Below are 11,656 nucleotides of genomic sequence, written 5' to 3'. Positions count from 1 at the left end.
GCCTTATGTATATAGATAAAGACGATTTTACCGCATGGATGGAGCGTATCATGGATAGGTTCGATATGCAGGACAAGAAAATAGACCGGGTGATAAAAGGACGTAATTGTTTGGATGGTGAAGAACTACTGGATAATCAGGATTTATGCTTGCTTCTGAAAGTAGCCCCTCGAACACTGACCCGTTATCGAAAAAAAGGAATACTCCCTTTCCTTATGTTGGATGGTAGATGTTATTACCGTGCCACGGACGTACACAAGTTAATCCGTGAAAAAACCGACTAATTTTTTCTTTTCTAATAGCTTTTAATCCTGTTTTGTCGTGAGATAAAACAGGATTTTCTTTTTCCTGTTCGGGTATATCCGGGACTTTCAGTATATTTGCAACAGTTTCATAAGACAATAACAGCATAGGTTGAAAAGCCGATTGCTTTTATATATAACATAGCGTTCGCAGAACGTCTCAACGTAGAAAACTGGTAATTTTCAAAGAGAAGAGATTTATGCGCAATGTTCATGCTATACTTCTGTATAGCGTGGGCTTGCCTGTTTCTTCTCTTAGGCGTACCAGTGCCTCTACGTTGGAATAGTGTGAGTTCACGCTTTTTTTAGACGTACTGGCGAACAGTTTATAACTAAAAACTGTTTGATACCAACTTATGAAACATTTAAAAACTTGTATTGCCGTATCTCTCGATGGCTTCATTGCCCGAAAAGATAATGATTTGGACTGGATGCCGGAAAACGTTAAAAAGGAAATTTCGGCAGCTTATGAACAACCCGGTATATTTCTTGCCGGAGTGAATACCTATAACATGATTTTTAAACGTTGGGGCGGATGGCCGTACAAAAGTAAAAAGACTTTTGTAGTGTCCCACTACGACACCAATGTGACGAAAAAGGAGAATGTAACCTTTCTTACCGATATACCCTTACGGGCAATCAATGAACTTAAATCAAGTTCGGAAACCGATATTCAGGTCATTGGCGGCGGTAAGTTTATAACCTCGCTGATTGAAGCGTCCCTGCTGGATGAAATAACGCTGTATATCGTTCCGGTCATGCTTGGGGACGGTATCAAGTTTATAGGAAAGACTTTCGGGTCGAAGTGGGAACTGACCGGACACCGGGTGATAGACAATCAGGTCGTTTACCTGACCTACCAGTATAAAGGAGAATGATTAAAAAAAGCACCCGGTGTCCCTCCGGGTGCTTCAACCACAAAAATTTCAATTATAAATCTATCTATAATGAAACTTTCTGTGGCAAATATAACGATTTCCGTCTTATTTCTTCGGCTTGCCTTTCTTTTCAGGGAACACGAAAGTAACATTAAACTGTTCGTCAAAGGCAAGTGAAGCGTCAAAGACTTTGCCGTTCTTGCTTTTAAAGCCTTTGATTAGCCCGGTTTTCCCGGTAGTCACCAGTTCGGTAATCTGTTTGTCCGTTAGCTGCTTGTCGCTCTTGTTGCGGAAGATGGTAACGGAACAATCCACATTGGAACATTTGGCGACTTTCGGATAGAAAAGGATGCGTCCGGTCTTACATTTCGGGCAGATACAACCACTGCCCGAAGCGAAAGAAAGTTGAACATCCAAAAGTTCAGCCGTGATTTGCCGTGCATACACTTCGATGCCTTTGCGGAACGTGTCGGGGTTCATTTCTCCGCTTTCTATTTTGGCAAGCGTATTTTCCCACATTCCCGTCATTTCAACGTCTGCTATCTTCTTGTCCCGGATGATGTTGTAAACGGCAAGACCTTTCTCGGTCGGGACAAGGTTCTTTTTCTCCCGGACGATATACTGGCGGGAAAACAGCGTTTCGATGATGGCTGCCCGTGTTGCGGGCGTGCCTATACCCGTATCTTTCATGCTGGCTTTCAGGTCGGCGTTTTCCAGTTCCTTACCCGCCGTTTCCATTGAAGAAAGCAAACTGCTTTCCGTGTGTAACGGTTTGGGCTTGGTCTGTTTCTCCAGTAATTCAATATTGGAAAGCGGTAAACTATCTCCGTCCTGCAGGGCGGGCAAAGTGGCGTTATCTTCCCCGTCCTCTTTCTCGCCGAATACGGCACGCCATCCGGCGGACTTGATTACAGACCCTTTGACCGTGAAAATCGACCCTGCACATTCCAGCGTTACACTGGTAACGTCTTTGACGCATTTTTCAGAAAAGGCTTCCAGCATCCGTCCGGCTATCAGTTCATAGATTGCCTGTTCGTCCGTTTCCAGTTTACCGGGCAGGTTTTCCGTTACTATCAGGGCGTGGTGGTCTGTTACCTTGCCATCGTTCACGGAACGGGAATTTAAGGATTTGCCTTTCATCCCGGCTGCATACCCAGCAAAACGAGCGTACTGTTCCAAATTAACAAGACGTTCCGGGATTTCCTCGAACACGTCCTGTGAGATATAACGGCTTCCGGTTCGGGGGTAGCTGATTAGTTTACCCTCGTATAACTTTTGTGCGATGGATAGGGTTTTGTCTGCGGAAAAGTTCAGTTTGGTATTCGCTTCTTTTTGGAGCGTGGTTAAATCATAGAGCAACGGCGGTTCTTGGTTCACTTCCTTACGTTCTACGGTTTTCACCTGTACTGTTTCCGCTTCCTTTATCCTTTGCAGCGTGTCGATGGCGGGCTGCTGCATATCGTACTTTTCTGTGGATAGTGCCGTAAAAGTTACATTGTCCTTAGTAGTCTGTAATTTCAGTTGCCAATACTTTTGCGGGACAAAGTTCTTGTTCTCTAAAAAGCGGGTACATATCATTGCCAACGTGGGCGACTGTACCCGTCCCAAAGAAAAAATGCCTTGTCCGGCTGCCACGCTTAAAGCCTGTGTACCATTAATTCCAATTAAATAATCCGCTTCGCTGCGTGCCTGTGCCGAAAGGAAAAGGTTATCATACAGGCTACCGGCTTTCAGGTTTTGCAGTCCCTCACGGATTGACTTGTCGGTAAGGCTGCTTATCCATAAACGGACAAAAGGCTTGTTGCATCCGATATACTGATAGATGTAGCGAAAGATAAGCTCTCCCTCTCTCCCTGCATCGGTGGCGACAATTATCTTATCCGACTGGTCGAATACGTCTTTGATTACCTTTAGTTGTTTCAATGCGCCGGGGTCAGCCTTGTACCCTTTTTCCGCTTTCACTTGTCGGGGTGTAAGTTGAAAACTATCCGGGATAATAGGCAGACTTTCCCGGCGAAAGCTCTGTATGCCGTAGGCTTCCGGCATTGCCAAACCTACAAGATGGCCGAACGCCCAGGTAACGAGATACCCGTTACCTGAAAGATAGCCATCCTGTTTTTCACTCGCTCCTAAAATACGGGCAATGTCCCTTGCCACACTTGGTTTTTCTCCGATTACTGCAATCATTCTAATTTCGATTTTAATTGTTCCACTTCTTTTTGTCTTAGGATTTTCCGGTCATAATAGATGTGATAGCCATCTATATAATATTGTCGGTTCTGCTCGTCTATGGCTTTCCAGTCTGTTTTGTAACAGGCGAAAAAAAATAGGGCGAAACCGACAACCGGGATAAGGATTAATACCGCTATCATCTTTTGCGTCCCCTGCTCTGTTTGGGTTTGTCCGCTTGCTCCTGCTTCTCCTTTTTATCCTGCTTGGTCTTTTGCTTTTCAGTGGGCTTGTCCTGACCCTTTTTCAAGGGTTCTTTCACTTTCTTGGTGGCTTCGTTGGTCTTGCCTTCTGAATTGACCGCTACCTGTGTGCGGTTCTTGCTGGCGGGGGTAATTTCTTTCACGGCGGAACGGTCAAAGCTGGGATTGTCACTGTAAAAGCCTAACTTCTTCTTATCATGGTTCACCTGAATATAAGCATCGTATTCGACCCCTCGCTTGTCTTTCAGTCCGGCAACAAAGATGGTTTTGTCATTGACTAAATCCTGCTGTTGCTGGCGGGATAACTCTATTCCTGAAATGCTTTTGGGAATGGTTACACCGTCACTGGTGACAAGGCTGTTCTGCTGTGTCTGTTTCTGCCCTTGCTCCTGTGACTGTTTGGCATTGGGATAGATAAATTCCAGACTTTTCTTGTCGGCATTGACCTGAACAGTTGCGGAAAAGGGATTTTTACGGTTGGAAATCATGTTTTCAAGGAATACCCCTTTTCCTTCCCGTAAGGCTTCCTTTTGTTCCTTGTTCAGTTTGACACCTTTTATTTCATCCGGTATTTGGACGCTGCTTGCACGCATGGAAACCAGTTCGTTTGTTACTTTATCCACACTGACGAAAGAGGGTATCATTTCTCCCGTGATATAGTTTTTCAGGTTTACTACCCGTCCCATGTTTCCCGTTTCAAGAAGATTGGCTTTATCTTCTTTGGAAAATTCATGTCCGAAGAACGGGCGTTCGAGTTCCGGCTTTTGTCGGATGCCGTGTATCGCCAAAACTACATTTCCGTCTTTGTCGTGCCGGAAAGATAAACGTGCGTCCAGTTTCATAATGGCTGAATTGTAGTTTCCGGCGATGGTAAACGCTCCGGGCGACTTGTACCCCCTTAGCATGGGTTCTAAAGCCTTTGCCTTTTCAAGCTGTTCTTTGGATAGACCAAAATTCTTCAAGGCTTCCCAGTCCACCTTATCCGGGTCAATCACATACTTGCTTTTGTCGGGTTGCTGCGGTGCTTGCGCCGTTGCTCCCGTTTCTTTGGATGGCTGCTGTGGTTGTTGGGTTTGGGTTTCCTGCTGTTCTTTCTTCGCTTCCTGCTTCACGGTTTCAGGTGTTACCCGGTAACGCTCTATGCCCGCTTCGTTTTCAGGTGTCGGATGATTAAAATTATCCCTGATTATCGGCTCTATTTTGGGAAGTTCAATCTTAGGGATTTTGAAGAAGTTAAAACGGGTCGGGTTCTTCAACTGGTTCATCATGTTAGAAAAGAAGTTGGAAAAGAAATCGCCGTGACGGTCGAATTTCAGAAGTTCGCTGTTGTTCTCCGGCGGTACGGTTTGGAGTTCCCCGTTTTCATCCACGCCTTTTACTGCGCTGATTGTCTTTTTCTCCTTATCCAGTACAAGAAGAATATCCATCATCTGTTCATCAGTGGTGGACTGGTTGGCTGTGTTTACATCCATAATGTTTTGAATTTTAGTGAGTAAATAAAAATTTCGGAAGTAAAAGTAAGGATGAAATAGAGTATATTTAAGGATTTGGGAACGGGTGGCTTCATTAGTCCTCGTTTGGCTTCATTAGTCCACACAAACAGAAACGGCAGCCTGTAAAAAGCTGCCGTTTATCTGAAAAATCTTCTATTCTTCTGTTTTTATTAAGTGCTGCAAATTGGGGTCGTTCTTAATCCGTTCCATTTCGTCCGTGACAATCTGCTGGACTTCCTGCTTGACCCGGTTGTAGTTCGCCTGTATTTCTTCCTGCATCCGGTCGTTCCCGTCCTCGTCCCTGAAATCTATGATTTGGGGCAGTTTCTTGTAACCTGCGGTTTCCCGCTTCACTTGCTCGTTATCCACCACAATTTCCGCATGGAATATTTTCTGTTCTATCCGTTCATCGAAATTGTCACTGACCGCACCCACAAACATACCCTGTGTTAAGTTGGATATTTTACTGGGCGGTATCAAACTATCCATTTGCGTACTGATAGAGGTTGATTTATCATTCCGGTTGATAGTCATGCTTTGGCGTTTCTGCAAGACCTTTCCGAAACGGTCTGAAAGCGTTTTAGCTGTTTCAGAAACCACCTGACCGGAAAAGATGTTACCTACTGTATTTTCGATTACCTTGCTTTCCTTATCCCCATAGTCCCGGCGTAACTGGCTGAAATCCTGAAAGCCCAAACAGACCGCTACCTTGTTGCTTCGTGCTGTTGCTATCAGGTTATCCAGTCCCCGAAAATAGATGGTCGGTAGTTCGTCAATGATTACAGAACTTTTCAGTTGGTGCTTCTTGTTTATCAGCTTCACGATGCGGGAATTGTACAATCCCAAAGCACAGGAATAGATGTTTTGGCGGTCGGGATTGTTGCCTACCACCAATATCTTAGGTGCTTCGGGGTTGTTTATATCCAGTGAAAAATCATCACCTGTCATTACCCAATACAGGGCGGGTGAAATCATCCTTGAAAGTGGGATTTTAGCACTTGCAAGCTGCCCTTGAAGCTGGTCTTGCGCATTACTTTCCCATGCGTCCATGAACGGTGAAAGGTAGTTTTCCAGTTCGGGATAACTGGTTAAAATAGTGAACGTATCGGCATATTTCTTGTTCAAAAATTCAATGGCGTGAGGGAATGTACAATACTTGCCACCCTGATAGATTTTCAAAAACCAAATGATAGAAGCTAGCAGGATAATCGGGCTTTCCACAAAGAAATCTCCCTGCTTGGTTATCCAACTGCGGTTCAAATTTAACATGATTGTATAACTGGCTTCGTATGCGTCCGATATATCTGTCATAAACGCCGGATTTATCGGGTTGCATCGGTGGCTTTTACGTGGGTCGTCAAAGTTAATCATGTAGAATTTCGGTTGTACCTTATACCCGTCTAAATGGTTGATTAAGTGATTGTAAGCTATCTCCGAAAGGTCAGGAAATTTATAGTCATAAATATAAACAGCAAAGCCTTTTTCGATTTGCTGTTTTATGTAATTATTGACTATCGCATACGATTTTCCCGAACCGGGTGTGCCTAATACCATGCTTGCCCTGAACGGGTTTACAACGTTTATCCACCCGTCATTCCATTTCTTTTTGTAGTAGAACCGGGTCGGCAGGTTAATGGAATACTCGTTTTCTATCAGGCGTGTTTCCTGTGCGAAACTTTCATTCTCGGTGTTAAACACATCATCCATCAGATTGTTTTTCAGCAAACGTGAAATCCATACTCCGGCTGCAAGTAGCGAAAGATACCCGGCTGTCATGGTAAAGATATACAAACCTGTATTTGCCGCCAGTGGTAACGGCAGAACCAACAGCCACCAGTTCAGGAAGAACAGGATAAAACCGATTGTCAGGAATACATAAATCCTGTTCCATGTGATTTTTTCCTCTTTCACTCCCTTTGTTCCCAAACAAGAAAGCGCAAGGAATACCACTGAAAAAAGTTTGGTATATAGGATGTTGGAGAACAGCCCGGCGGTACGCTGGAAGTTCAACAGGATTTTATCGACTACCCCGATATTGATACCCCATTCCCGGAACGACTGGTAACAAAACCAATAAATGTTTATCACTACAAATAAAATACTGATTGCCCGCATAAAGTCCATGACCTTTGCAAGTCCTCTTAAATCATCTTCATTCTGCATAATTGAAATTTTTATAGTTATTAAATACGTCTTTGTTTCTTCTTCTTTTTCTTCTTGGGTGGTGGAACTTGGCTGTTGTCGGGTGGCGTATCGTCCCCACCGGATAACAGACTGAACAGTCCCGCAATGGCTTTTCCTGTATTTTCAAGGTGTCCGGTCGGGTTATATTCCGGCTTGTGTTCCTGCGTTTCCTGTTTACTGTTTCCCGTCAAAGTACGGGAGCCGGAAAACAGGTCGTTGAACACATTGGCGGAAAAGTCCTTTCCCAACCGTGAACCGTTCAGGACGGTACGGTTTTCATGGTCGATGAATGTTACACCGTATATCCTACCTGTATCGTTCTGCCGGAAAAGTACATCTATGCCTTTCTTTTTCAGTTCTTGTTCCAGTTCCTTACGGTTATGGGCGGATTTCATTACTGCGCCTACCGTCCGGCGGGTACGCTCTTTCAGGTTCTTGTCCTGAATGTCCTTTGCGGATTTCTTGATGTGTCGCTGGATGGCTTCGTAACCAACCGACTTACCCAAAGAGGAAGATTTGAACGGGTTGCCTTGTTTTTCCCCTTTGTCATTGGTTGCCGAATAGACAATGCCGTTATAGGGTTTACCGTTCACTTCCCCTTTCACTTCTTCCGCCTGTACATTATATATAGATAGCAACGCTTTGTATTCCGTGAAACTTTGGAAACGGTAGCTGCTGGCAAGGGCTTTCACCGTATTGGATAACTGGTGCTTTACGTCCCCTGCCCGGTAGTCCACCTTTTTAAGTTCGGGGCGGTCGGTTGCCTGTTTCTTCTCCGCCGGATGCAGCCCGTACTTCTGTTCCAGTTCACGGGTGATTTGTTTGCTGCGGATATGCTCGAACTTGTCGTTTATCTTTTTGCCCGTTTCATCTACCCGGATGGAAACGATATGTATATGATGCCTTGCAATATCTTCGTGCTTGTAAACCATATACGGCTGGTTGCCGTACCCCAACTTATCCATATACTCTTTGGCAATATCCGCAAGCTGGCTATCGGAAAGTACATCGTCCGGGTGCGGGTTCAGGGAGATATGGATAATCGGCTTTTCCGTTTTCAGGTCTGCGGGCAGGTGCATATCGAAACATTCCATACAACGCCGGATGCTGAAATTTCCGTCCTCACTTTCAAACATACGGTTACTTAAAAGTACCTTTCCCTGTTCTTCGTCCACCTTGTTTTGGTTGTAGGAAAGCGCACCGAACAGGGAACTACCCACACTTATTTTTGCAACCATCTTGTTTCAAACTCACGGGTCAGTTCAATAATTTGGCGGTTCAGGTCGGCAAGTTCTATCGTTGCCTTTTCCAGTTTATAGAGAAATGCGAGTGCTTTCTTCTCTGAAAAATTGGTATTTAGAGCCTTTACCACCTGATTATAATTCACGGCAATACCCCTATACTGGGAATATAAAGCGGTCAGCCGGGTATAATATTCGACCGCCGCCTTGTCTATTTTAATCACTTTGAACGGTTCGCCAAAGATACGGGCGGTGATAAAATGCGCTTTCGTGCGCATACCCGACTGGTCGAATAATGCCAAAAAGCGGGCATGGTCTATCGCATTGAAGCTGATAGAGTACCGGAACACTGCCGGGTCTGCTTTGGGCTTGCGTCCTGCGCCACCCGGACGGGGCGCATTTTCATTTTTCTGTTTCATGCTACATTTTTTTAAAAGGGTTACGACTTCGGAGTGACCCTATCCCGGCTTCGTCCGGGCAAGGCGTTCAAAGCTGCTGAAAGAATTTCAAGCAGCTCTGGACACACCTTGCTATTTGCCAGTGCAAATAAAAATCCGCCTACGGACGGATTGGAGTTAGCGGATATTGGAACGCTCCCGGCGGCGGGGGCTTGGTTAGCCTGACCGATACCTTTCGGTTGCAAAGTAACGGGTATTAAAAATGCTGTGAAATAGCGGGTTATAGGACAAATGAGGACAAACGGGGACATTTGAGGACACCTTTCAAAAGGGGTTGTTTTTCTACGTTTATTTGTCCCGGATTTCAGAAAGAAAGCAATATGGATAGATGGATATATGTAACGGAAAGCGGACGGAAAGAAAGCGGTTTTGAAAACTTGAAAACAAGATTTCAAGATTGCAATCTTTCAAGAAAGCAGGAAAGCAAACCGGATGGAATGATTGAAAGGAAACAGGCTTGCAATCGGGAAAGCAAACGGTCTGCAAAGAAAACAAGCTGTCTTTGTGGAATGAATGAAAACAAAAAAGCAAGGAAGAAAACAACCTGCCTTTGTAGAAAGATAGCAAGAAACAAGGAAAGAGAAAAAGAAGTCATTCCGGCTTTTGAGCTTTCAACATGGCACGAAAGAAAACCATCCGTCAATCTGTACGGATGGAATGAAATAAAGATGTATCACAAAAAAGAATTATTACAATGAAGAAAGAAACCTTGTATGTGGCTTTCTCCACCCAAAAGGGCGGGGTCGGCAAAACAACGTTCACCGTCTTGGTGGCAAGTTACCTATTTTACCTGAAAGGGTATAACGTGGCGGTCGTGGATTGCGACTACCCGCAGCACAGTATCAGTGCCATGCGCAAACGGGATGCCGAACAGGTGAACGGTGATGAGTATTATAAACAGCTTGCTTTCAACCAGTTCAAAGCACTGGGGAAGAAAGCCTACCCGGTGCTTTGCAGTTCACCGGACGAAGCGATTAAAACGGCGGATGAATATCTTGCGTCTGCCGGGATGGATTATGATGTGGTCTTTTTCGACCTGCCCGGAACGGTGAACAGTGAGGGTGTTATAAACTCCCTTTCAGGGGTGGACTACATTTTTACTCCCATTGCCGCCGACCGGGTGGTATTGGAAAGCAGCCTTTCCTTTGCGGTGGCTATCGACAAACTGCTGGTAAGGAATGAAGCGTGCCGACTGAAAGGGCTGCACCTGTTTTGGAACATGGTAGATGGGCGGGAAAAAACAGACCTGTACACCCTGTATGAACAGACCATCGGGGAACTGGAATTACCCCTTATGAAAGTATTTATCCCGGACACCAAAAGGTTTAAAAAGGAACTGGACGCACAGCGTAAAACCGTGTTCCGTTCTACGCTGTTCCCGGCGGACAAACGGCTGGTAAAGGGCAGCAACATGGAAGAACTGATAACCGAAATCGCATACCTTATAAAACTGTAACGATATGGCAAAGCAAAGCGGCGGGAAACCGCAAATAGACGAGGATTTTATGAAAGAGATTATTTCACAGGGCTTGCCCGTGAAAAAACAGGAAACGCCATCGGTGGCGGTGGAAACGGAAATAGAAACACCGGATAAACCGGACGATAAAACGGGTACGGTGGAAACGGCAGATAAACCGGAAATCAAGGCAGAACCAAAGGAAGAAAAGGCGGTGAAAGAACCTGCCCGCCGGAAAAAGAACACTCCGGGCGACTACCGGGAAACCTATTTCATGCGGGTGGACTTGACCGACCGCCAACCGTTATATGTCAGCCGTACCACACACGAAAAGCTAATGAAGATAGTAACCGTTATCGGCGGACGCAAGGCAACCGTGAGCAGCTATGTAGAAAATATCCTGCTCCGCCATTTCGACCAGTTTCAGGACGAGATAAACGAACTGTACGAAAGCAAATTTGAAAAGCCGTTCTGACATGTTGAAGTGGTTTATTATCGGAACGCTCCTGTATTACGCCGTTCTCTTATGGCGATACAGGGATAGCTTGGGAACATGGTTCACGGGTGGGAAAAGAGAGCCGGAACAACCGGAAAGCAAACCGACCGTGAAAGCCGGAAACGGTAATTGTCTTGTAGGTGCAAGCCGTTACCGGATGGGACAAATGAGGACAAACGGGGACATCTTAGGACACCTTTCAAAAGGGGTTGATAATGCTTCTATATTTGTCCCGCAAAGCGAGGGAACGGTAACTGAAACACCTGCTGCGCAAGCGATTGAAACCGAATTTGAAATGGAATTTGAAACGGAAAATACGGAAGAAACGGACGTTTCGGCGGATGAAATCGAAGCGGAAGAAATCGCCTGTTACATGGGTGAGGGTGAACCGGAAATGGCGCAAGGTATCACACTGGGGGAACTGGCGCAAATGGTTCAGGTCATTCAGATAAAACAAGCATCCGACACAGAAGAACGGCAAGCGGTTCAAACCATCTGCCGGACGGAAACAAACCTGTTTCATTCGCTGGTGGAGCAGATAAACGGGGGCAGGTCACGGGTAGCGGAACTTTTACAAAAGCATGAGATACCCGTGCCCGCCACCGTCCCGGTTGCCGGAAGTAATGAAATGGCAGACTTTGACATGAACGATTTTCTTTAATGGTAAACTTTAAATAATAAGATGATGAAACAAAGAGATTACGGTTAAGACAAAC

General features: G+C 45.3%; 13 protein-coding genes. 6 read left to right on the top strand and 7 right to left on the bottom strand.

Going from position 1 to position 11,656, the window contains the following annotated elements:
* Positions 1 to 5: 5 nt before the first annotated feature.
* Both KTR07_RS01005 and KTR07_RS01000 read left to right on the top strand, forming a co-directional pair.
* Positions 6 to 284, top strand: coding sequence for a helix-turn-helix domain-containing protein (locus KTR07_RS01005; RefSeq protein WP_005926255.1), 279 nt, complete (start codon positions 6 to 8; stop codon positions 282 to 284).
* Between the two features lie 374 nt (positions 285 to 658).
* The gene (locus KTR07_RS01000; RefSeq protein WP_015532708.1) at positions 659 to 1,180 is read left to right on the top strand and encodes a dihydrofolate reductase family protein; all 522 of its coding nucleotides are present in this window, start codon (positions 659 to 661) and stop codon (positions 1,178 to 1,180) included.
* A 105-nt stretch (positions 1,181 to 1,285) separates the two neighbouring features.
* Here the strand turns inward: KTR07_RS01000 and KTR07_RS00995 are convergent, their stop codons facing one another.
* The 7 genes from KTR07_RS00995 to KTR07_RS00965 form a co-directional block, all read right to left on the bottom strand.
* Positions 1,286 to 3,367 carry a type IA DNA topoisomerase gene (locus KTR07_RS00995; RefSeq protein WP_117981717.1) on the bottom strand — a complete coding sequence of 694 codons (2,082 nt, stop codon included), beginning with the start codon at positions 3,365 to 3,367 and terminating at the stop codon, positions 1,286 to 1,288.
* A complete protein-coding gene (locus KTR07_RS00990; protein ID WP_115484108.1) occupies positions 3,364 to 3,552 on the bottom strand; it encodes a hypothetical protein in 189 nt (62 codons plus the stop codon). Before KTR07_RS00990 ends, KTR07_RS00995 begins: the two co-directional genes overlap by 4 nt.
* Entirely contained in the window at positions 3,549 to 5,084 is a 1,536-nt protein-coding gene (locus tag KTR07_RS00985) for a DUF3945 domain-containing protein (protein WP_117981716.1), read from the bottom strand. The genes KTR07_RS00990 and KTR07_RS00985 overlap by 4 nt, the downstream gene beginning before the upstream one ends.
* Positions 5,085 to 5,258: 174 nt before the next feature.
* Positions 5,259 to 7,268 (bottom strand): conjugal transfer protein MobC, encoded by a 2,010-nt coding sequence (gene mobC, locus KTR07_RS00980; protein ID WP_117981715.1) that lies wholly within the window; start codon positions 7,266 to 7,268, stop codon positions 5,259 to 5,261.
* Between the two features lie 20 nt (positions 7,269 to 7,288).
* Positions 7,289 to 8,527 (bottom strand): conjugal transfer protein MobB, encoded by a 1,239-nt coding sequence (gene mobB / locus KTR07_RS00975; protein WP_117981714.1) that lies wholly within the window; start codon positions 8,525 to 8,527, stop codon positions 7,289 to 7,291.
* Positions 8,512 to 8,949: a conjugal transfer protein MobA gene (gene mobA / locus KTR07_RS00970; protein ID WP_117981713.1), complete on the bottom strand. Its 438-nt coding sequence runs from the start codon at positions 8,947 to 8,949 to the stop codon at positions 8,512 to 8,514. The genes mobB and mobA overlap by 16 nt, the downstream gene beginning before the upstream one ends.
* Positions 8,950 to 8,969: 20 nt before the next feature.
* Positions 8,970 to 9,239, bottom strand: a complete 270-nt coding sequence (locus KTR07_RS00965) for a hypothetical protein (protein ID WP_117981712.1) — start codon at positions 9,237 to 9,239, stop codon at positions 8,970 to 8,972.
* Positions 9,240 to 9,308: 69 nt separating this feature from the next.
* Between KTR07_RS00965 and KTR07_RS00960 the strand changes: the two genes are divergently transcribed.
* Genes KTR07_RS00960 through KTR07_RS00945 form a run of 4 tightly spaced genes read left to right on the top strand, consistent with a single transcriptional unit; the run spans position 9,309 to position 11,601 of the window.
* Positions 9,309 to 9,686 carry a hypothetical protein gene (locus KTR07_RS00960; RefSeq protein ID WP_117981711.1) on the top strand — a complete coding sequence of 126 codons (378 nt, stop codon included), beginning with the start codon at positions 9,309 to 9,311 and terminating at the stop codon, positions 9,684 to 9,686.
* Positions 9,683 to 10,444, top strand: coding sequence for a ParA family protein (locus KTR07_RS00955; RefSeq protein ID WP_117981710.1), 762 nt, complete (start codon positions 9,683 to 9,685; stop codon positions 10,442 to 10,444). Before KTR07_RS00960 ends, KTR07_RS00955 begins: the two co-directional genes overlap by 4 nt.
* A 4-nt stretch (positions 10,445 to 10,448) precedes the next feature.
* Positions 10,449 to 10,919, top strand: coding sequence for a DUF3408 domain-containing protein (locus tag KTR07_RS00950; protein WP_117981709.1), 471 nt, complete (start codon positions 10,449 to 10,451; stop codon positions 10,917 to 10,919).
* Between the two features lies 1 nt (position 10,920).
* Positions 10,921 to 11,601: a hypothetical protein gene (locus KTR07_RS00945; protein ID WP_117981708.1), complete on the top strand. Its 681-nt coding sequence runs from the start codon at positions 10,921 to 10,923 to the stop codon at positions 11,599 to 11,601.
* The last annotated feature ends 55 nt before the right edge of the window (positions 11,602 to 11,656 follow it).

This window comes from Bacteroides sp. MSK.20.82, assembly GCF_019052485.1.
In the GTDB taxonomy this organism is placed as follows: Bacteria; Bacteroidota; Bacteroidia; order Bacteroidales; family Bacteroidaceae; genus Bacteroides; species Bacteroides thetaiotaomicron.
Note: the sequence above shows the minus strand (reverse complement) of the source record. Positions and strands in the feature narration are given on the sequence as shown.

What these genes read in the sequence shown, in the direction of transcription:
- mobA (WP_117981713.1), bottom strand. Translation starts at nt 8,949, where the DNA reads ATGAAACAGAAAAATGAAAATGCGCCCCGTCCGGGTGGCGCAGGACGC.
- KTR07_RS01000 (WP_015532708.1), top strand. Translation starts at nt 659, where the DNA reads ATGAAACATTTAAAAACTTGTATTGCCGTATCTCTCGATGGCTTCATT.
- KTR07_RS00995 (WP_117981717.1), bottom strand. Translation starts at nt 3,367, where the DNA reads ATGATTGCAGTAATCGGAGAAAAACCAAGTGTGGCAAGGGACATTGCC.
- KTR07_RS00955 (WP_117981710.1), top strand. Translation starts at nt 9,683, where the DNA reads ATGAAGAAAGAAACCTTGTATGTGGCTTTCTCCACCCAAAAGGGCGGG.
- KTR07_RS00950 (WP_117981709.1), top strand. Translation starts at nt 10,449, where the DNA reads ATGGCAAAGCAAAGCGGCGGGAAACCGCAAATAGACGAGGATTTTATG.
- KTR07_RS00990 (WP_115484108.1), bottom strand. Translation starts at nt 3,552, where the DNA reads ATGATAGCGGTATTAATCCTTATCCCGGTTGTCGGTTTCGCCCTATTT.
- KTR07_RS00965 (WP_117981712.1), bottom strand. Translation starts at nt 9,239, where the DNA reads ATGTCCCCGTTTGTCCTCATTTGTCCTATAACCCGCTATTTCACAGCA.
- KTR07_RS00960 (WP_117981711.1), top strand. Translation starts at nt 9,309, where the DNA reads ATGGATAGATGGATATATGTAACGGAAAGCGGACGGAAAGAAAGCGGT.
- KTR07_RS00945 (WP_117981708.1), top strand. Translation starts at nt 10,921, where the DNA reads ATGTTGAAGTGGTTTATTATCGGAACGCTCCTGTATTACGCCGTTCTC.
- mobB (WP_117981714.1), bottom strand. Translation starts at nt 8,527, where the DNA reads ATGGTTGCAAAAATAAGTGTGGGTAGTTCCCTGTTCGGTGCGCTTTCC.
- mobC (WP_117981715.1), bottom strand. Translation starts at nt 7,268, where the DNA reads ATGCAGAATGAAGATGATTTAAGAGGACTTGCAAAGGTCATGGACTTT.
- KTR07_RS00985 (WP_117981716.1), bottom strand. Translation starts at nt 5,084, where the DNA reads ATGGATGTAAACACAGCCAACCAGTCCACCACTGATGAACAGATGATG.
- KTR07_RS01005 (WP_005926255.1), top strand. Translation starts at nt 6, where the DNA reads ATGTATATAGATAAAGACGATTTTACCGCATGGATGGAGCGTATCATG.